The 19,718-nt window shown below is 63.0% G+C and carries 13 protein-coding genes; 4 read left to right on the forward strand and 9 right to left on the reverse strand.

Annotated features, from left to right (window positions below; genetic code table 11):
* The first annotated feature begins 12 nt into the window (after positions 1-12).
* A complete protein-coding gene (locus RLEG4DRAFT_RS31840) occupies positions 13-1,347 on the forward strand; it encodes a glucoamylase family protein (protein WP_003582988.1) in 1,335 nt (444 codons plus the stop codon).
* 67 nt (positions 1,348-1,414) lie between these two features.
* On the opposite strand, the gene RLEG4DRAFT_RS31845 is transcribed toward RLEG4DRAFT_RS31840, so the two are convergent.
* From RLEG4DRAFT_RS31845 to hglS, 6 genes are all read right to left on the reverse strand, one after another.
* Entirely contained in the window at positions 1,415-2,452 is a 1,038-nt protein-coding gene (locus tag RLEG4DRAFT_RS31845) for an ABC transporter ATP-binding protein (protein WP_003582990.1), read from the reverse strand.
* A complete protein-coding gene (locus tag RLEG4DRAFT_RS31850; RefSeq protein WP_003582992.1) occupies positions 2,449-4,116 on the reverse strand; it encodes an ABC transporter permease in 1,668 nt (555 codons plus the stop codon). Before RLEG4DRAFT_RS31850 ends, RLEG4DRAFT_RS31845 begins: the two co-directional genes overlap by 4 nt.
* A gap of 63 nt (positions 4,117-4,179) precedes the next feature.
* Entirely contained in the window at positions 4,180-5,196 is a 1,017-nt protein-coding gene (locus tag RLEG4DRAFT_RS31855; protein WP_003582994.1) for an iron ABC transporter substrate-binding protein, read from the reverse strand.
* 201 nt (positions 5,197-5,397) lie between these two features.
* A complete protein-coding gene (gene amaB, locus RLEG4DRAFT_RS31860; RefSeq protein WP_003582996.1) occupies positions 5,398-6,936 on the reverse strand; it encodes an L-piperidine-6-carboxylate dehydrogenase in 1,539 nt (512 codons plus the stop codon).
* Positions 6,937-6,975: 39 nt separating this feature from the next.
* Positions 6,976-8,259, reverse strand: coding sequence for an NAD(P)/FAD-dependent oxidoreductase (locus RLEG4DRAFT_RS31865; protein ID WP_003582997.1), 1,284 nt, complete (start codon positions 8,257-8,259; stop codon positions 6,976-6,978).
* A 67-nt stretch (positions 8,260-8,326) separates the two neighbouring features.
* Positions 8,327-9,739, reverse strand: a complete 1,413-nt coding sequence (gene hglS, locus RLEG4DRAFT_RS31870) for a 2-oxoadipate dioxygenase/decarboxylase HglS (RefSeq protein WP_003582999.1) — start codon at positions 9,737-9,739, stop codon at positions 8,327-8,329.
* Between the two features lie 103 nt (positions 9,740-9,842).
* Between hglS and RLEG4DRAFT_RS31875 the strand changes: the two genes are divergently transcribed.
* The 3 genes from RLEG4DRAFT_RS31875 to RLEG4DRAFT_RS31885 all read left to right on the forward strand — a co-directional run bounded on the left by RLEG4DRAFT_RS31875 (position 9,843) and on the right by RLEG4DRAFT_RS31885 (position 12,480).
* The gene (locus RLEG4DRAFT_RS31875; protein ID WP_037094439.1) at positions 9,843-10,751 is read left to right on the forward strand and encodes a LysR family transcriptional regulator; all 909 of its coding nucleotides are present in this window, start codon (positions 9,843-9,845) and stop codon (positions 10,749-10,751) included.
* 70 nt (positions 10,752-10,821) lie between these two features.
* Positions 10,822-11,058 (forward strand): Lrp/AsnC ligand binding domain-containing protein, encoded by a 237-nt coding sequence (locus tag RLEG4DRAFT_RS31880; protein WP_003583003.1) that lies wholly within the window; start codon positions 10,822-10,824, stop codon positions 11,056-11,058.
* Between the two features lie 243 nt (positions 11,059-11,301).
* A complete protein-coding gene (locus RLEG4DRAFT_RS31885) occupies positions 11,302-12,480 on the forward strand; it encodes a glycosyltransferase family 4 protein (protein WP_003583005.1) in 1,179 nt (392 codons plus the stop codon).
* Positions 12,481-12,499: 19 nt separating this feature from the next.
* Here the strand turns inward: RLEG4DRAFT_RS31885 and RLEG4DRAFT_RS31890 are convergent, their stop codons facing one another.
* The 3 genes from RLEG4DRAFT_RS31890 to RLEG4DRAFT_RS31900 form a co-directional block, all read right to left on the reverse strand.
* On the reverse strand, positions 12,500-15,811 hold the full coding sequence (locus tag RLEG4DRAFT_RS31890; RefSeq protein ID WP_003583007.1) for a polysaccharide biosynthesis C-terminal domain-containing protein: 3,312 nt from the start codon (positions 15,809-15,811) through the stop codon (positions 12,500-12,502).
* 190 nt (positions 15,812-16,001) lie between these two features.
* Entirely contained in the window at positions 16,002-17,180 is a 1,179-nt protein-coding gene (locus tag RLEG4DRAFT_RS31895) for a glycosyltransferase family 4 protein (RefSeq protein ID WP_037094954.1), read from the reverse strand.
* A 46-nt stretch (positions 17,181-17,226) separates the two neighbouring features.
* A complete protein-coding gene (locus tag RLEG4DRAFT_RS31900; protein ID WP_003583011.1) occupies positions 17,227-19,704 on the reverse strand; it encodes a glycoside hydrolase family 2 protein in 2,478 nt (825 codons plus the stop codon).
* Positions 19,705-19,718 lie beyond the last annotated feature (14 nt).

Raw genomic sequence — 19,718 nt, forward strand, 5'->3', positions numbered from 1 at the left:
GGGTAGGAGCCTATGCTGCAACGGATTGAAGACATTGATGCAGCACTCGTCGACAGGCTGCAGCATTCGGCGTTCAAGTACTTCCTGAAATATTCCAATCCCGAAAATGGTCTGGTGGCCGATACCTCGATCGGCGGCGTGCCGGCGAGTATCGCAGCCGTCGGCTTTGCGCTTTCCTCCTATCCCGTCGGTGTCGAACGCCACTGGATCAGCCGCGAGGAAGCGGCCGAACGCACGGTCAATACGCTGCGTTTCTTCGCCGAAGCGCGCCAGGGTGAGGAACGCCACGCCACAGGCCATCGCGGTTTCTTCTACCACTTCCTGCACATGGATACCGGCCATCGCGCCTGGAACAGCGAGCTTTCGACCATCGACACGGCGCTGCTCGTCGCCGGCATCCTGACGGCAGCGCAGTATTTCAACCGCGAAGACGATGAAACGGAAACGGAAATCCGTGAACTCGCGACCTTTATCTACGAGCGCGTCGACTGGCGTTGGGCACTGAACAAGGGCGACACGATTTGCATGGGCTGGAAGCCCTCTTCCGGCTTCCTGCGCTGGCGCTATCATGGCTTCGACGAGGCGATCATCCTCTATGCGCTGGCGCTCGGCTCGCCGACGCACCCCATCCCGCAGTCATGCTACGACGCCTTTACGTCGAGTTATTCCTGGATGCTGCACGGCGAGCAGTCCTATCTCTATGCCGGGCCGCTGTTCATCCATCTCTTTTCGCATGCCTGGATCGATTTCCGCGGCATTCGGGACAGACCGATGGCGGAGCGGGACTGGGATTATTTCCGCAACACGCAGGTCGTCATCAACGTCCAGCGTGATTATGCCGAGCGCAATCCCGGCCAGTTCGTCGGCTATAACAGGAATATCTGGGGTTTCTCCGCCTGCGACGGCCCGCCGCCGACGCGACGCATGCGCGGCGGCCGCCAGCCGAAGGTTCTGGGTTATGCCGCACGCGGCGCCCCGCTAGGGCCCGATGACGGCACGATCGCACCCTGGGCGGCCCTTGCCTGCCTGCCCTATGACAAGCAGGCGGCTCTCGACGGTACCAAGGCGCTGCTGACCACCTATCCGAACCTGCTGTTGGAAGGCGGCTTCCCCGGCGGCTTCAACCCGACGGTCAAGACCAAGCGGCCCGAAGGCTGGGTCGACGACCGCACCGTCGGCATCGACCAGGGTCTTGTCGTCATGACGATCGAGAACGAGCGCTCGGACTTCATCTGGAAGCTGATGCGGCAATCGCCGGTCATCCGCCTCGGGCTTGAGCGCGCAGGCTTTACCGGCGGCTGGCTCGAAGGCATCGAGCCGGCAGAAGTGGTACGCAAGTTCGGCTGAACTGAATGCATGTCGCCCGGAAGTGTGCAGCGGTTCCGGGATAACGACATGCATAAAACAGAGAGCTTCAGCTTTCGAAGACATGCGCCTTGCCGGCGATATCGAGCCGAACGAGATCGCCTCGCGCCGGCAACGCGACGCTCGATGTCTTGATCAGGATCGGTGGCAGGGCGACGCCATCGAGCGAAACAGCAACGGCGCAGACCGCGCCGCCGAATTCAACTTCGACGACACGCCCGCCATAGCTGCGATCGCTATCATCGGCAACGACGCGTATTTGCTCAGGCCGCAGCATGATCTCCGCCTTGCCCTGACGACTGCCCTCGACGGCGACGCGGCCGAGCGCGCAGTCCGCCTGGCCGTTTCGGATGATGGCGGGAAGCAGCACGGCATCGCCGAGGAACAGCGCCGTTTCGCGATCCCTGGGATGCAGATACAAGGATTGCGGCGAGCCTGCCTGGATCAGCCGCCCTTCTCTCAGCACCGCGACCTGATCGGCAAAGGTCAGCGCCTCTTCCTGGTCATGGGTGACGAGAATGGTGGTGATGCCGGCCGCCTGCAAGACGCGCGCAACCGCCTTGCGCATATTCTCGCGCAACCCGGTGTCGAGGGCCGAGAAAGGTTCGTCGAGCAGCATCAGCCGCGGCTTGCGGCCGAGCGCGCGCGCCAGCGCCACACGCTGCTGCTGGCCGCCGGAAAGCTGATGCGGGCGCCGCACCAGCATGCCGCGGTCGAGTTCGACCATATCGAGCAGCTCGACGATGCGCTTGTCGCGATCAGCAGCCCCCCGCTCGAAACCGAAGCCGATATTTTCGGCAACGCTCAAGTGCGGAAACAGCGCGCCGTCCTGCGAAACGATGCCGATGCCGCGCTTATGGGCCGGCATCGCCGCCGGGCCGTTGGCAAGCACCTCACCGCTAAGCGTCACCCTGCCGGCATCGGGTTGCTCGAACCCGGCAATGATGCGCAGCAGCGTCGTCTTGCCCGAACCGGAGGGGCCGACGACGGCGGTGCGGCTGCCCGCCGGGACATCGAGCGAAATATCCTTCAGCGCCTGTACGGGGCCGTAGCGCTTGCTGATGTTTTCGATCGTAAGCAGCGTCATTGGCCGACGGTCCGTTTCGATTGGGTATAGAGTGTCAGGGTGAGCGGCAGCGACAGCACGACCATCATCAGGGCATAGGGTGCGGCCGAGACGTAGTCGATCTCGCTGGTCAGCGACCAGAATTTCGTTGCCAGCGTATCGACGCCGTTGGGCGACAGCATCAGTGTCGCGGTCAACTCATTGGTGATGCCAAGCGCGACCAGCGCGACGCTGGCGGCCGCTCCCGGTGCTGCAAGCCGCATGGTGATCTGCCGTACCGCCTGACCCGGCGTGCGGCCGAGGCCCATCGCGGCACGCTCGAGTTCCACCGGCGCCTGGGCGATGCTGGCGCGCAGCCCGACCATGGCGCGCGGCAGGAAAAGCATCACATAGGCGACAATCAGCGTTGCAAACGTTTGGTAGAGCGGCAGCACGAGGCGCACGGTGATCGTCACCAGTGCCAGCGCCACGACGACACCCGGCAGCGAGCCGACATAATAATGGCAGGCTTCGAGCACGCGCTGGACGCGGCCGGGAGCGCGCACCGAAAGCCAGGCCATCGGCGCTGCGGCAATCGTCGCCAGCACGCCGCCGGCAATGGCAAGCACGATCGTCTGCAGAAAGGCGCTGCCGACTTCGATCCGCCAGATCTCGGCGCCGCCGAGATAGAGCCAGCGACCAAGCGTCACCAAAGGCACGCCGAGTGTCAGCACCGCCAGGCTGGCGGGCAGCAGAACGGCCGGCACCACAAACCAGCCGAGCCGGCGGCGGTCCGTGGGACGCGGCGAACCGGAGCCGACGCGGGCATAACGTTCGTTGCCACGCACCAGCACTTCGAGGCCGAGCAGAAAAAGACAGCAGGCGACGAGCACGCCGCCGAGCATGTTGGAGGCGGGGCTGTTATAGGAGGACTGGAACTGGTCGACGATCGCCGTCGCGAACGTGTCGAACCGGATCATCACGAACAGGCCGTATTCCGAAAGCAGATGCAGCCCGATCAGCAGCGAACCGCCGCAAAGGGCAAACCTCAACTGCGGCAGCACGGCGCGGAAGAAGACCCGCCAGGGATTGAGGCCAAGCGAGGCGGCCGCATCCTCGATCGCCGGATCGAGACGGCGCAACGCAGCGGCAAGCGGCAGGTAGAGGAACGGATAATAGGCGATCACCGAGACAAAGACGCCGCTCTGCAGGCCGCGCATGCCGGGAACGAGGCTGACCCAGGCATAGCTGTGCACGAAGGCGGGCACGGCGAGCGGGGCGATGGCCAGCCAGGCCCAGAGCCTGGCCAATGGAATATCGGTCCGCTCGGTCAGCCAGGCAAGCGTCACGGCAAGGGCGATCGACAGCGGAATGGTGAGCGATTCCAGGAGAACCGTATTGACGAGCAGTTCGCCGACACGCGGCCGGAAGACCAGGGCCTTTACCGTTTCCCAACCGACATCATAGGTCACCCAGCCGATGAAGCCGAGCGGCACGAGACTGAAGATCGCGACGATGGTTGCCAAGAGCACCACGGAAGCGTGCGGCATGCGCGCGCGCGGCAAACCCATGCGCGCGGCCCTTGGCGCCACCGGCGCCTCGTTGCCGGATGCGAGCAATCTGTTGTCCTGCAGCAAGGCCGATGCCTTCATACGCCGAAAAAGGAAGGCAACCGCCTTTGAGGAGCGGTTGCCGGATTTCGTCATGCCCTAAGGTTTTCTTGAGCCAAAAGCAATAGTTTTGGCCCGATGAGGCCTGCGGCAGAAGTGTCAGATAAGCCCGGCCGCCGTCATCAGCTCCACGACTTTCTTGCTATCAAGCGTCGAAGCTTCGACTTTTGGGGCGTTGAGATCGACGAGCGGCGTGAGTTTGTCGTTCGAGGGCGCATCCTTGCCGACGGCATATTCATAGGAATCGCCGTCCTTCAGAACGGCCTGGCCGGTCTTGCTGGTGAGGAATTTCAGGAAGGCCTGAGCTTCCTTCATGTGCTGTGTCGACTTCAGGATACCGCCGCCGGAAACGCTGACGAAAGCGCCCGGATCCTGGTTCTTGAAGTAATGCAGGCCGACATTCTTGCTGTTCTCGCCGGTTTTGGCCTGATCGCCGAACCAATAATAGTGATAGATAACAGCACCTTCGACTTCGCCTGCGTTGACCGCCTTCATCGCGACGCTGTTGCCCTTGTAGGGTGTGGCGTTTTCCTTGAGGCCCTTCAGCCAGTCGGCGGTCGCCTGCTCACCGTTGAGCTGCAGCAGCGCGGCGACGATCGCCTGGAAGTCAGCGCCGGCGGGTGACGCGCCCCAGCGGCCCTTCCAGGCCGGATCTGCAAGGTCGAGCATCGACTTCGGCAGCTTGTCTTCGCTGAGCTTGGTCTTGTCATAGGCAAAAACCGTGGTGCGGGCGGCGATGCCGGTCCACATACCGTCAGCCGGGCGATACTGATCGGGAACCTGATCCAGCGTTTCCTTTTCGACGGGGGCGAAAAGGCCCGCGCCATCGACCAGCGTCATCGCCGGCGAATTCTCGGTCAGGAATACGTCTGCCGGAGAGGCGTCGCCTTCCTGAATGATCTGGTTGGCGAATTGCATGTCGCTGCCCTGGCGCATGGTGACCTTGATGCCGGTCTCCTTGGTGAAAGCATCGATCCATTCGCGGCCGAGGCTCTCGTGCTGGGCGTTGTAGACGACGATGCCTTCGTCCTGCGCATTGGCGCTACCGGCGAGCGCGGTGGCGGAGAGAAACGAAGCGGCAAGCGCAAGGGAAAAACGGTTAAGAGCAAAATTCATGATGACCTCCGTGGCGATGTCGCCCCAGCTCCGCAAGGACGATCAGAGGCGTATATTTTTCCTGACTGCGCATTTCAAGTTTGGCCTGCGCAGAAAAGACATCACAATATCTTGACCGAAAATTTCATATTAACAGGAATAAATTCCATTCAGTCGAAAAAGGCGACGCTCCTCGAGCGCCGCCTCTCTTTTGCAGCAGGCTTATTCGACGTCGAACTTGACGCCCTGGGCAAGCGGCAGCGTCCTGCCGTAATTGATGGTGTTGGTGGAGCGGCGCATATAGGCCTTCCAGGCATCCGAGCCGGATTCACGACCGCCGCCGGTCTCCTTCTCGCCGCCGAAGGCGCCGCCGATTTCGGCGCCCGACGGCCCGAGATTGACGTTGGCGATGCCGCAATCCGAACCGCGCGCGGAGACGAAGGTTTCGGCCTCGCGCATGTCGTTGGTGAAGATCGACGAAGACAGCCCCTGCGGCACGGCATTGTGCAGGGCCAGCACTTCATCGAAATCGCTGTACTTCATCACATAGAGGATCGGCGCGAAGGTCTCGTGCTCGACCGGGCCGGTCTGCGCAGGCATTTCGACGAGTGCCGGACGGACGTAGAAGGCATCGGCCGAACCATTCTCGACGCGATCGCCACCGGTCACCTTGCCGCCGGCCGATTTCGCCTCACCGAGTGCCGACTGCATTTTCTCGAAGGCCTGGCCGTCGATCAGCGGTCCGACAAGCGTACCGGTTTCGAGCGGATTGCCGATGGTGACGGAGCCATAGGCCTTCTGCAGGCGCGGCACCAGCTGCTCGTAGACGCTTTCATGCACGAAGAGACGGCGCAGCGTCGTGCAGCGCTGACCGGCCGTACCCATGGCGGAGAAGGCGACGCCGCGCAGCGTCAGGTCGAGATCGGCGCTCGGGCAGACGATCGCCGCATTGTTACCGCCGAGTTCGAGAATGCCACGGGCAAAACGCTGCGACAGGCGCGGACCGACGGCGCGGCCCATGGCAGTCGAGCCGGTGGCGGAAACGAGCGGGATCTTCGGATGATCAACGAGCACTTCGCCGACGTCGCGGCCGCCGATGATCAGCGTCGACAGATTGGCCGGCGCCGTGCCGCCCTCGGCGATAAAACGCTTCAGGGCCTTCTCGAACAGCGCCTGCACGGCAAGTGCGGTCAACGGCGTCTTTTCCGAAGGCTTCCAGACGGTGGAATTGCCGCAGACCATCGCCAGCGCCGCATTCCACGACCAGACGGCGACCGGGAAGTTGAAGGCGGAGATGATACCGACCACACCGAGCGGATGCCAGCTTTCCATCATCCGGTGCTCGGAGCGCTCGGTGGCGATCGTCAGGCCGTAGAGCTGGCGGGAAAGGCCGACGGCGAAATCGCAGATATCGATCATTTCCTGCACTTCGCCGAGACCTTCCGAGGTGATCTTGCCGACCTCGATCGAGACGAGACGACCGAGTGCGGCTTTGGCAGTGCGCAGCTCTTCGCCGAGCAGGCGAACCAGTTCGCCGCGCTTCGGCGCCGGAACGGCACGCCATTCGAGGAAGGCCTTGTGCGCCTCTTCAATCGCCGCTTTCGTTTCGGTAACGGAATGTTCCCTCAGTTTGCCGATTTCCTTGCCTGTCACCGGCGAGGAAACGGAGAGCGTGCCGCCGTGATAGCGGCCGGCATCGACGCCGAGGTCAGCAAGCAGCTTGGCGGTTTCGGTGGCGAGATCGAGGACGGCGATGGTCATTGTCGTGGTTCCAATCTTATTTGTTCTGCTTGTCGGTTCTCAGAAGCGGGCATCGGCGATATGGGCGACCTGCGCGCCGGCTTCGTACCATATTTCTTTCAGCGCCCGGAAGCTCGGCTCGGTGGGTGATGTCAGCGGCAACGGCAGGTCGGCTTCCGGAAGTCGGCCGAGAATATGCTCTGCGAGCGTCCGGCCGAAGACCGTGCCCGGCGCAATGCCGCGGCCATTGTAACCCGAAAAGCCGATAACGTTCGGCGCGAATTTGTGAAAGCGCGGCAGCGCATTGTCGGTCATGCCGATCTGGCCATACCATTCGCACTCGAATTCGACATCGCCGATGACGGGAAATAGCCGCTTCAGGGCGCGCTTGGCCCAGCCCTTGTGCACGGCAAGCCCGGTATTGCGCAGCGCCCCGACACTGCCGAAAACAAGACGTCCGGCCTGGTCCATGCGGAAGGAGGAAAGAATGTCCTTGGTATCCCAGACGCCTTCCCGCCCCGGCAGGATCGACTGACGCAGATTGTGGCCGAGCGGCACGGTGGCGAAATTGAAATAGGGCAGATAGACCTGCTCGTTGCGCACTTGCTCGAACGGGCCGGTGCTATAGGCATCGGTCGCGACGATGATCCAGTCTGCGCTGACTTCGCCGCTTTCCGTATTCACGGTCCAGCGGCTGCCATTGCGCTCCGTTGCGATGACGGGGCTCGACGTATGGATGGCGACACCAGCCTTGACGGCGGCATGAGCAAGGCCGCGCGCATAGGCCAGCGGCTGCAGCGTGCCGGCGCGCAAATCGAGTAGCGAACCGGTATAGGCATCGCTGCCGATGCGTCTGGCCGTCTCGCCCGCATCGAGCAGCTTCACGGGCGCGCCGCGGGCGGACCATTGCGCCGCGCGCTCCTCGATCTCCTTCAGCCCGTCGGCGCCGACCGCGCAATGCAGCGTGCCGTTGCGTTCGAGTTCGCAGGCGATCCCATGCCTGTCGATCAGCTCCATGACCAGCTTCGGCGCATTGCCGAGCAGTTCGAGCAGCCGTTCGCCATGCACCGGGCCGAGCACGCCGGGCAGATCGTCGGGCATCACCCACATGCCGGCATTGATCAGGCCGACATTGCGCCCCGCGCCGCCGAAGCCGATCTCCTTGGCCTCCAGCAGCACCGCCTTCGACCCGGATTCGGCAAGATGCAGGGCGGAGGAGAGACCGGTGTAACCGCCGCCGACGATGACGACATCGGCCGATACCGCGCCTTCGAGAGGTGCGGTGGCCGGAGGTTCGCCGGCGGTCTTTTCCCAGAGGCCGTGGGAGCGCGGATCATTCAGCATGGCTCAGTCCGATCGGATCGAAATCGCACTACTCTAACGCATAAGGCAAACTGTTGAAGCGGCCTTTTCACGCCACGGTCTTCAGCTGCAGGTCCGCGAGGCCGAGGGTCTCCATTGCCGAACCCAGCGATGCCGCCTGGCGATCGGCATAAAGCGCCAGCTCGTCCTGAACGGTGGCGCCGAGTGCCGCCTCGAAGGCGTCGCGGTTCGAATGCGTTGCATAATTCTGCTGCTGGTCGGTGCCGAGGTTCGACTGGAAGATGCCGGCCGCGCTGACGGGCAGGAAGTCTTCGTAGACGATCGGTGCGAAGGCGAGATAACCCTTGGCGATCAGCGCCTCCGGATCGCCGGCCAGCCTGCCGCCGACCGCCGCGGCAATGCCCGCAGGCGTCGCCGAATAACGGAAGAAGGCCAGACCCTCCTTGCGCAACTCGTCCCAGCTGTCCGGCAGCGCCTTGAAGCGCTCGGCGAGTTCCTGGTCGTAGGCGCCGGCTTTGGCGCCGCCGGCGCCGACCTGCACTTCGCCACGAACCGAGGCAAGCAGCCGGTCGTAAAGCGCGCGGCCCTTTGCCGTCAGCGCCACACCGCGCTGTTCGATCTCGCCGAAACGCGCGGTATGCGTCCCTTGAACGGCATCCTCGTCACCGGCAAAGATGATCGTTTCCTCCAGCGCCTTGAAGCTCGTCTGCCGCAGCAGGATATCGCAATGGCGGCGCGGCGGCCCTTCGATGACGGCCTTCGGCGTGATGCCGCGTTCCGGCATGCGGGCCTGGACCGCGTCGATATCGAGGGTGCGCGGCGTCAGATGGTTGATATGCGGCCCCTTGAAGCTGACGACGTCGGCGATCAGCCGGTGCGCATCGTGCAGGCGCTTGTAGGTCTCGGCACTGACCGTCGCCTCGCCGTGCCAGCGGAAGGTTTCGAGCGCCTCGGCGACAAATTCCGTTGCCTCAGCCTCGGTCAGGCCGCCGTTCCGCTCGTGACGTTCGATCAGCGCGATAGCCCGCGGCGTATAGATGCGCCGTGCGGCCAGAATGGCTTCAGCTTCGGCGCGCAGTTCTTCGTCTTCGATCAGCTCCAATCGCAACAGCGACGTGAAGACGCGGAACGGATTGATGTTGAGTGCGGCCTCATCGATCGGCCGGAAGCTGGTGGAATGAACCGGCACGCCGGCGACGGAGAGATCGTAATAGCCGACCGGTCGCATGCCCATGACCGCAAACAGCCGGCGGATGGTGAAAAGCTCGTCGGCCGTGCCAAGCCGGATGGCGCCGTGGCGCTCGACATCGATACGCTCCAGCTCGCCGGCGCGGGCTAGCCGCTCACGCAGATCGGGATCGCTTTCCAGGCAGCCGGCATTCACATCCGCCACCAGTTCGATCAGCGTGCCGTATTGCGGCACCTCCGCCCGGTACATCTGCGACATCGCTTCGGTGAAAAGCGAGCGGATACGGTCGGTGGAAACGAAGGCTTGCGGCATCTGAGAAACTCCGGCTCATTCCGTTTTTGCAGGATGAACCTCTTTACTTCAGCCACAAAGCCGGAAATATCGACATTTTGGAAATAGCTCATTCTGAAATGGAATGAACATGTTCGCTTCAAGACGTTTTCTGCCGTCGATTTCGCATCTCGCCGCCTTCGAGGCGGTTGCCCGCACCGGCAGCGTCACGGCGGCAGCGCGTGAACTCGATCTGACGCAGAGCGCCGTCAGCCGCCAGGTAAGCGCGCTGGAAGAGCAGCTTGGCGTCGAGCTCTTCCTGCGCGAACGCCAGACCATGCGGCTGACGCTGGCCGGCGACAGTTATGCCCGCGAAATCCGCGAGGCGCTGCGGCGCATATCGAGCGCCTCCTTGAACCTGCGGGCCAATCCGCATGGCGGCACGCTCAATCTCGCCATCCTGCCGACCTTCGGCACGCGCTGGCTGGCGCCGCGCCTCGGGCGCTTCCTCGCTGCCAATCCCGGCGTCACCATCAATCTGGTGACCCGGCTTTCACCGTTCGATTTCCGCCTCGATTCGATCGACGCCGCCATCCATTTCGGCCATCCGCACTGGCCGGGAGCCGAACTCGCCTTTCTGATGTCGGAGCGCACGGTTCCCGCCTGCAGCCCCGATTTCCTGAAGCGGCACGCGATTTCGAAGCCGGAGGATCTGCTGTCTGTTCCGCTTCTGCATCTGACGACGCGTCCCGATGCCTGGGAGCAATGGTTCGCCGGCAACGGTGTGTCCTTCGAAAACGTGCACGGCATGCTCTTCGACCAGTTCGCCACCGCCGCGCAGGCCGCCATTGCCGGTCTCGGCATCGCCCTGCTACCGACATTCCTGATGCAGGAAGAATTGCGGCGCGGCGATCTCGTCGCCGCGATCGACCGTGAAATGGAAAGCCGCGAGCGCTATTATCTCGCCTTTCCGCCCGAGCGCGCCGACTATGCGCCGCTCGCCGCCTTCCGCGACTGGATCGTCGCGGAAGCGGCCGCCAACCCCGCCGCATGACGAACGGCTTGCATCGGCATGGCGCTTTCGACCATTATACCGGCCAAACAACCCTTTGCAGGAAATTCCCATGAAGCCGATCTTCGTCCAGCTCCAATGCGCCCCCGGCAAGACCTATGAGGTCGCCGATGCCATCTACCAGACCGAACTGGTCTCGGAGCTCTATTCCACAAGCGGCGATTACGACCTGCTGCTGAAGGTCTACATCGAGGACGGCCAGGATATCGGCAAGTTCATCAACGACAACATCGCCAATATTCCCGGCATCGTCCGCTCGTTGACGACGCTGACCTTCAAGGCGTTCTAAAGCAATTCCAGCAAAAGTGTGCAGCGGTTTTGCGCCCGGAATTGCGTGAAACAAAGAGACAGAGCATTTCCGTAATTCGGAGAAAGACGGAAATGCTCTGAACCCGTCAGACGCGGTTAACCCTTTCCACGAAGAATCGCCTTCCGGAATGCCGCTTAAACCGCGGCTTAACGCCCGAGATATCTGGTCGTTGCTATAAGAGTTCCGCGTCAGCTTGAAGCGGCGCGCAGCGATAGGTGGAACATGGCGATCGTCGAGGCAGATAGGGCGCGCGAGACCCCGCAGTCGGAAACGGCTCCGCTGATCGTCCATGTCGTGCGCCAGTTCCTGCCGAACCGCGGCGGCCTGGAAGACGTGGTTGCCAATCTCGGACGCCAGACCGTCCGGCGCGGTTATCGCGTCCGCGTCGTCACGCTCGATTCCCTGTTCACCGCACCTGACGACAAACTGCCGCCGCGCGAAAATATCGACGGCATCGAGGTCGTGCGCATTCCCTGGTCCGGCAGCAGCCGTTATCCGCTGGCGCCTCAGGTTTTCCGTCACCTCCGCGATGCCGATCTCGTGCATGTCCATGCCATCGATTTCTTCTTCGACGCGCTCGCCTGGGGCCGGCTGCTGCATGGCAAGCCGATGATCGTCACCACCCATGGCGGCTTCTTCCACACCAAGAAATTCGCGGCGATCAAGAAGATCTGGTTCCGGACGCTGACCCGCGCTTCGGCAATGGCTTACCGGCGCGTCGTCTGCTGCAGCGCCTCCGATCTCAGGCAGTTTTCCGAGATTGTGCCCGACAGCCTGCTGATCGAAAACGGCGCCGATATCGGCAAGTTCGCCGATACCGCGTCGCGCCGGGCAAAGCGCCACATCGTCACCATCGGCCGGTTCTCGGTGAACAAGCGGCTGGATCACCTGCTGGACGCCATGGCCGCGCTGAAGACACGCCGTCCGGAATGGCATCTCGACATCGTCGGGGCCGAATCCGACCTGAACCGGGCCGATGTCGAAGGTGCGATCGTAGACCGTGGCCTTTCCGGCCGCGTCACCCTGCACGTCTCACCCGATAACGGCGCCATCCGGCGCATCATCACCGACGCCTCGCTCTTCGCCTCCGCCTCGGAATATGAAGGTTTCGGTTTGGTGGCGCTGGAAGCAATGAGCGCCGGCCTGCTGCCGGTGCTGAACGCCAACGATGCCTTTACAACGCTTGCCGATCGGCACCCAGTCATTGCGCTGGCCGACTTCACCAATGCCGAGACCACCGCGACAGTGATCGAAGCGGCCCATGAAACGCTCGCACGCCAACCGGACGCCGTTCGCGCCGAGCTTCTCGATGCTGCGCGCGGTTATTCCTGGGACATCGTCGCCGGGCGTTATATCGATCTCTATCGGTCGCTCAACGTCGCCGCCGCCGACCGGATCTGATCTACCACTCTGAAATACTTCACGCTCTCGCGAGGCGGATGATCTCGTCGAGCACGAATTTGCGCGACTGCGGTGGCGTCAGATTGTGGTCGGCATCCGGCAGCATCAGCAGCCGCACGTTCGGATAGCGGGAAAGCTTGGCGCCGCGCGGCCCGAAATGAAAATACACGTGATCGAGCCCGACATCGCCCTCGCTATAGATCAGCGTCAGCGGCACCTTGCGCTTGCCGAACGACGCGAAGGACTGTCGGACCTCACGGGCGATATGGCGCCGGTCGGGAAGCAGTTCGAGCAGCGGCGCGATCCAGGGTGACAGACGCCGGCCGCCGGCGATGACGATATTCTGCAGCGCCGATACCACATCCACCTGACCGCTGATGAGCCGCTTCAGCGTATCCATTCGTGCCAGGCGCTGACCGTAATCATCGAGGCTGCGAGGAACGGAGACGACATGCTCCTTGCGCACCGGTATCTCCGGGTCCCAGTAGTAGACGAAGGGATTGATCGAGACGACCGCCTTCAACCGCTCGTCGGCGACGCCGGCGCGGAAGGCGACATAACCGCCGCTGCATCGGCCGGCCACCATGATCGGACCCGCAACGACGCTTTCGAGCAGATCGAGCGCGGCAACCGCATCCTCGGTCTGTGTGCTGGAATAAAGCACCTGCTCCGGCGCATCCGGCCGCGGCGGGCTGTCGCCGACATTGGCGGAATCGAAGCGTAGCGACACGACGCCCTGGCGTGCGAGCTCGCGGGCCATATCCACCGTCGTCCGTCCCCAGCCGGCGTGCCGGTCATAGGCGGTCGACAGGAAGAGCACGGCATTGCCCTTGATCTCGCCGCGCGGCCGGCTGACGACGCCGACCAGATGATCGTGGCTGCCGAAACGCACCGGCGTTTCCACAAAACCCTCGCCGGCAAGCGGCGGGTTGTCGATCGCATCAGGCGAGTGGGCCCCAGATGTCTCCGTCGTCGCCGCCTCCAGCCACGCCCTCAGCAACTCGACGACAGCTGTCGGCGTCTTGGCAAACAGCGGATTGGTGGCGAGCTCGTCATAACCTTCGAAAACCCGCTGCTCGACATCGGCGCCAAGCGCCTTCAGCGCATCGGCAAAGCTGGTATCGTCGGCCTTGGCCGGCCGTTCGAGGATCAGATAGCGCGGCGCAGCAAGTCCCTGCGGCGATGCGATATTGAGCTTGCCGAGTTCGGCGGAGATATCGTCGGGCATGACGAGGCCGGCAATCTGCACCTTCGCGGTCTGGACATGCTCCTTGCCGAGGCCGAGATCGGCATCGATGATCTTCGACCACATATTGAGTTCGCGCAGATAGGCCCGGCCGCTCAGCACCGGCGCCAGCATGACGAGGCTGTCGACACCGTCGATCGAAGCGCCGATGCGATGGGCAAGCGTTGCGCCGAGGCCCTGTCCGATGAGGATGACGCGATCGCAGCGGGAGAGCGATTTCAGCTTGGCGGCAGCCGCGCGGATCGAGTTTTCCCAGGTTTCCAGCCTTGCCGGCAGCGCGTCGAAATCGAGCGCATCGCCGGTACCGCGATAATCGAAGCGCAGGCTCGGCACGCCGATATCGGAAAAATGCTCGGCGGCGACGCGAAAGAATTTGCGGCTGCACATTTCCTCGAAACCCCAGGGGCTGACGAAGAGCACCGCGGCCGACCGCTTCTTGACCTCGGGATTTTCAGGCATGAACAGCCCGATCGTGCCGTCGAAGACGACAGGCAGGGCAGCGCTGCGTCCCGCGCCCTCTGCCGGTTCGAGCGAAAATTCGCCGGGCGCCACCTTCGCGCGGTCGGGGTCGCCCGGAAGCCGCGGCGCGATGAAATTGATCGCCTGTCCCACAGGCCGCCGCAGCATTAGCGGCATCTTGTCGAGAATGGAGCGCATGACCTCGACATCCTCGGCCGGCACGGCGCGCAGCACGCGCAGTGCCGCGAAATAGCAGAATGTACCGGCAATGATCGCGGCGACGAGGCCGATCGGACCCTGGACGAATTCCAGCACGGAGATCGCGCCACAAGCACAGAGCACGGAGGCGAGCGTCACCTTCGTCAGGCTTGTGTAGAGGCTTGAAAGCTGGGATCCGAATCCTGTCTGTCTGATCATCATCACCGACATCGCAACGAAAACGAGGATGCGCACGAGTGCGGCACCCTCGGCGGCAAGCCTAGGTATGATCAGTAAACAACCGACTACCATCAGAAGGCCACCTATCACACTGATCTTGAGGCGGGAGCGCGCCCTGTCCATCGACAAGAGATAGAGGCTGAGGATCTGCATGAAAGTATAGGCGGGCGCGACGAGCGCAAGCAGCGCCACCACCGTTCCGCTGCGGCGGAACGCTTCGCCGAACACCACCAGCACCAGTTCACTGGAGATCGCCGCAAGCCCGAGGCTCATCGGCAATACGATATAGGCCATGCTGCGGGTGACGGCGGCGAAGACCTCGACCGGCAAGGTCGAATCGTCGCTGTTATGCCGCCGCTCGGAATAATAGGGCAGCAGGCTGCCGGTCATCTGGATCGGCAGCTGCAGCGCGATGTTGGCGATCGACAGGCCGACGGCGTAGTAGCCGACCATCTCCACCGACCAGAATTGCTGCAGGAAGAGCAGTTCGAGCCGGTTGAGGAAAATGGAATCGATGATGAACTGGATCGACAGGATGACGGAGGAGGAGGCGAGATATTTCAGCGAGACTCCGCACCAGTCGCGCCGCGAAAGCAGGATCGGCAGCGTGGCGAAAAACAGCACGAGTTGGCCGAGCGCATAACCGACCAGAACGCCTTCGACGCCATAGAAAACGGCGCCGGCGGCAACGCCGGCAAGCTGCACGATCGAGACGGCGACCGTCAGCTTAAAGAAGGCGCCGAGCTTCTTTTCGCCGATCAGGTAGAATTTGACGAAGGATCCGATCGCCTGGACAAAGAACAGCGCGCCGGTGACCAGAGCGACGGAAGGCGCGGTCTCCGCCCAGTGCATCTCCTCCGAGGTCAGGAAAAACAGCGCGTAGAGCGCCAGCAGCACAACGGTCGAAAACATCATGAAGCTGACGAGAATGGCGGCAAATCCACGCCGGCGGCGCGCATCGTAACCTTCGACCGAAAGCTGCGGCAGGGTCTTCAGGAGCGTGATGCTGGAGCCGAGTTCGGCGATCGAGGCGCCGGTGACCACCAGCCAGAGCGAGAAGGCGACGATGCCGTTGGCCTCCGGCCCGAGCAGCCGCGCGGTGATGATCGACGAAACGAAGCCCGTCAGCAGCAGCAGCATGCCTGCTGCCGCGTTCATCACCGAGTTTGCGATAATACCCTTCGACATCCGTCCATCCGCCAGCAACGGCCTAAAGCGCGTCGCGATCTTTCAGAGCTCATCGCGCTTTAGGCCTTTTGTTTTTACGCATGTCGTTATCGCAAAACCGCTGCACACTTTTGCGCGACATGCTCTAAAGCCGCATACCCGTCATCTCTAATGCGAAAATGTTAAAATAAAGCGGAGTGACGACCTCACCTTAGCTGGCTTGCGCCGCCGCCAGCGTCTGAAGCGCTTTCTCGTAGCTGTTCTCAGCGAGATAGTGCAGCAGGAACTCCCTTGCTCTCCCGGCTTTCTCCTGCGCGCGCTCCGGCGCGCGGAAGATGTCGCTCAAATGCGCGGCCGCGATCTCGGGAGAGGGATCGGCCCAGACCGCGCCGTCGAGCCCGGCAAATTCCGGATGCGTATCGACGACGGGAATGAGGGGAGAGGTGACCAGCCAGCTATTCTCGGGATCGCAGAAATCCGCCGTGCCCGACCAGGCGGTGGAGACAACCGGCGTGCCCTGCATGATCGCCTCGGCAACGGTCAGCCCGAAACCCTCGGAACGATGCAGTGAAAGATAGGCTTGGGAAGAGCGGATGAGGCCGTTGATATCGGCGTTCGACAACCTGTCGGTGACGATCCTGATCCGGGCGTCGCCTGAGACCGAAGCGACCAGCGCACGCAGGGCTTCGTCCTTGTTCACATCGCCGCTTGCCTTCATCAGTAGGAAGGCGCTCGGGGCTTCGGCGGCAAATATCCTGAAAGCCTCGATGACGGCCTGCGGATTTTTCCGGTTGATCGATGAGCCGGCGCTGAAGATGAAGCTGACGAGAAAGGCGTCCTTCTCGATGCCGAACTTCTCCCGCATGCCTTCGGTCGCCAGCGCCTCGGTCACCGGATGCGGAACGACGATCACCGGTGCCTTGGTAAGCGGCGCAATCGCCCGTCGGGTGAATTCCGACGGCACGAAGACGGCATTCATGTAGTGCATGGCATTGCGCCATTCCGCCGGCACCACTTCGAGCTCCCAGGCGAAATAGCCGATATTGAAGGCGCGCGTGAAATCCGCGACCCCTTTCTTCAGGATGGCGCGCGGCAGCATCGGCGGATTGAGGTGCCAGATACGGCTTCCCGCCGGCTCGGTGGAGAAACGCGACGGCATCGATCCGGCGAAGGACTTCTGGTCGGGATGCGTGCTGACATCGGAGAGCGAAATTGCCCTTCCCGCTTCAAAGAGCGCTCCGGCGCAGAGCCTGGCCGACTCGCCGACGCCGACAGCCATCGACAGATAACCGACCACTTCCACCGGCTTGCGCGGATTGAAGGCAAGACGCGACCGCGGAATCAGCCGCTGCAGGACATGGGCACGCAGAAAGCGGTATGTCGTTCTCAAATCACGGGTCTTTCTCAATGGATCGGCATCATTTTTCGCCGGAGCGTCAGCCCGCGAGCGCGACACGATGCGAACTGCCTAGACTTCTGATCTCGCCTGCAGGCGCAAGATCGCTCTCGTTGCCAGGCAGCGCGACGAGCTTCACGCGCCGCATCGCGCCGGGGGCGAGATGGAACCAGTCGTCGTCGGCCCGATAGCCTTCGACGTCGATATGCAGCGATTGCGCCAGCCGGTCGGTCCTGAGATCGACGAACCAGTCGTGACCCTCCCTGCCGAGCGATGCCTCGATGCCTGCGTCATGCAGCGCCTTGCCCCGTCCACAGGGAAAGTGGAAGCTTTCGGCGAGAATGGCGCCGTCCGCCAGCGAACGCAGGCGCGCCACACTGACGTCATGCGCCGGCGGCCCGAAACGGAAGGCATAGGTCGTATCGAAAAAGGCGCCGAACAGCGAGGTAGCGGCAAGACGCTCCGTGTCCCTTGCCGCCAGCTTGAAGGCCCTGCTGCCGCTGACGACCTGCTGTTTTCCCTCACGCAGGCAGACGACGTCGAGTTCCACGTCGAGGGCGGCATCCGTCTCGTTGACGACATGCACGTCGAGACCGTTGGTTCCCTCGTCGGTGAAAATCACCTGGACCGGCCGGAATGCCCGGCGCATCGCATACCAGACCGGCTTCGGCTCGCCGGTGGAATCGACCACCCCCCAGCCGGGGCCGGGCAGCAGATCCTGCAGCGTCCAGACAAGCGCGCCGTTGCAAGTGGAGCCCTTGCGCCGCCATTCGGCGAAAGTCTCCTCGATCACCTCGCCGGTCGCGGCACGCGAGAGATCGAGATAACGTGCCGGATCTTCGCGGCGCAGCTGCGCCGGATCGAGACCGTAGAGAAGCTGCAGATAGAAGTCGCGAACGTCCTCGAAATCCCACGATGCGCTGCGGTCGCGCGGCACACGGGCTTTCCACAGCGGGCTATGGACGGCCGGCACGTCGAGATGGCGTTGCAGTGTCCTTTGCTGCGGCACATGCGCGAAGGCGAGGCTTTCGGAGGCAAAACGCACATCGGCGCGGCGCGCATCGGAAATCGGCCGCATATAGGCGCCGACGCCGTAATAATGGGCGATACCGGCATTCGGCGAAAAAGGCAGCGCTCCGCCATAGGGCGAGTTAGGGACATAGGGCACGTCGGGGCGCATGCGCGCAGCGATGGCCGGGATAATCTCATCGGTAACAGGCCCGCTCCAGAATTCCATCGGCAAGCCGAGCATCGCCGCCTGCTGATGGATTTCGCTGCCGCCGCAGAGCACTGCAAGGGATGGCGACGCCTGGACGCCGTGCAGGAATTCCTCGACCTCCGCATGCACATGGCCGAGAAAGGTCTTGTCGTTGCGCGGATAGTCGAAATTGGCGAACATGAAATCCTGCCAGACCAGCAGACCGAGCTCGTCGCAGAGCGCGAAGAAATCAGGCGTCTCGTAGGCCATGGTGCCGCCGATGCGGATCATGTTCATCCCGGCTTGCGCGGCAAGCCGCAGGAACGTCTCGTAATCCGCCCGCCCACCCGGCAGCCGTACGATATCGGCCGTCGTCCATACTGCGCCGCGGCAGAAGATGCGTTCGCCGTTGACGAGGAGCGCGAAGTCGTCGCCATCGGCGCCACGTTCGACGTCGATCCGCCGGAAGCCGGTGTTGCCGAGCGGATATAGGCCGTCGGAAATGAGCGTCACATCGTAGAGACGCGGCTCGCCATGCGTATGCGGCCACCAGGGTTCGATGTCGGAAAGCTTGAGGATGGCCGAATAATGGCTGTCGCCGATCTTCTCGAAAGGCTGCTCCATGCCACCGCAGCGCAGCAGCATCGCCGGCTCCTCGGCATTACTGTGCAGGGAAACACTGAGACGGCCGACGCCATTCTCGTCCAACACGGCGCGGATGGCGACATTGTCGATCGAGACGGGATTGCGCCGCACCAGCGAAATCGGCCGCCATGGCCCGATCGCGTGGATATCGGGGCACCAGCCCGGCATATGGCCGAGTAGCGTCGTGCGGAAATTCTTCAGCCCCGCCGGCGTGATCATCTGCGGCCGCCAGCGTGCGCGCGGACCAGGCTCCGACAGGCGGGGGCCGAGCGCCCGGAAACACAGCGCCAGCTCGTCGCCGCCGGTAAGCGTCACGGGAATCTCATGCGCCGTGAACATGCTTTCGGAAAAGAGGATTTCCTGGCCATTCAGAAAGACATGACACAGCGTCGCAAGTCCCGCAAAACGCAGGATCGCCTCTCCGGGCTCGGCATCGAAGAGCCGGCAGAGATACCAGGCGTCTTTGGTGTTCAGCGACTCGGGATTTTCCCGGTCGAACAGTCCGGCCTTTTCGAGCGCTGAAGCAACGGTACCGGGAACGGGCGCCGGAATGAACTGCGCGGAGAGATGAATGTCGTGCGGTACCGCGCAGGCGCCCGGTTCCGTCAGGATCAGGTTCCAGCCTTCGGAAAGCAGACTTTCCTCCGCACCGATGCTTGCCAAACGCCCCCGCATGGTCAGATCTCCGG

It is taken from the genome of Rhizobium leguminosarum bv. trifolii WSM2297, from assembly GCF_000271845.1.

Excerpts from the sequence above, each read along its gene's own strand:
- RLEG4DRAFT_RS31840 (WP_003582988.1), top strand. The coding sequence starts at position 13 with ATGCTGCAACGGATTGAAGACATTGATGCAGCACTCGTCGACAGGCTG.
- RLEG4DRAFT_RS31845 (WP_003582990.1), bottom strand. The coding sequence starts at position 2,452 with ATGACGCTGCTTACGATCGAAAACATCAGCAAGCGCTACGGCCCCGTA.
- RLEG4DRAFT_RS31850 (WP_003582992.1), bottom strand. The coding sequence starts at position 4,116 with ATGACGAAATCCGGCAACCGCTCCTCAAAGGCGGTTGCCTTCCTTTTT.
- RLEG4DRAFT_RS31855 (WP_003582994.1), bottom strand. The coding sequence starts at position 5,196 with ATGAATTTTGCTCTTAACCGTTTTTCCCTTGCGCTTGCCGCTTCGTTT.
- amaB (WP_003582996.1), bottom strand. The coding sequence starts at position 6,936 with ATGACCATCGCCGTCCTCGATCTCGCCACCGAAACCGCCAAGCTGCTT.
- RLEG4DRAFT_RS31865 (WP_003582997.1), bottom strand. The coding sequence starts at position 8,259 with ATGCTGAATGATCCGCGCTCCCACGGCCTCTGGGAAAAGACCGCCGGC.
- hglS (WP_003582999.1), bottom strand. The coding sequence starts at position 9,739 with ATGCCGCAAGCCTTCGTTTCCACCGACCGTATCCGCTCGCTTTTCACC.
- RLEG4DRAFT_RS31875 (WP_037094439.1), top strand. The coding sequence starts at position 9,843 with ATGAACATGTTCGCTTCAAGACGTTTTCTGCCGTCGATTTCGCATCTC.
- RLEG4DRAFT_RS31880 (WP_003583003.1), top strand. The coding sequence starts at position 10,822 with ATGAAGCCGATCTTCGTCCAGCTCCAATGCGCCCCCGGCAAGACCTAT.
- RLEG4DRAFT_RS31885 (WP_003583005.1), top strand. The coding sequence starts at position 11,302 with ATGGCGATCGTCGAGGCAGATAGGGCGCGCGAGACCCCGCAGTCGGAA.
- RLEG4DRAFT_RS31890 (WP_003583007.1), bottom strand. The coding sequence starts at position 15,811 with ATGTCGAAGGGTATTATCGCAAACTCGGTGATGAACGCGGCAGCAGGC.
- RLEG4DRAFT_RS31900 (WP_003583011.1), bottom strand. The coding sequence starts at position 19,704 with ATGCGGGGGCGTTTGGCAAGCATCGGTGCGGAGGAAAGTCTGCTTTCC.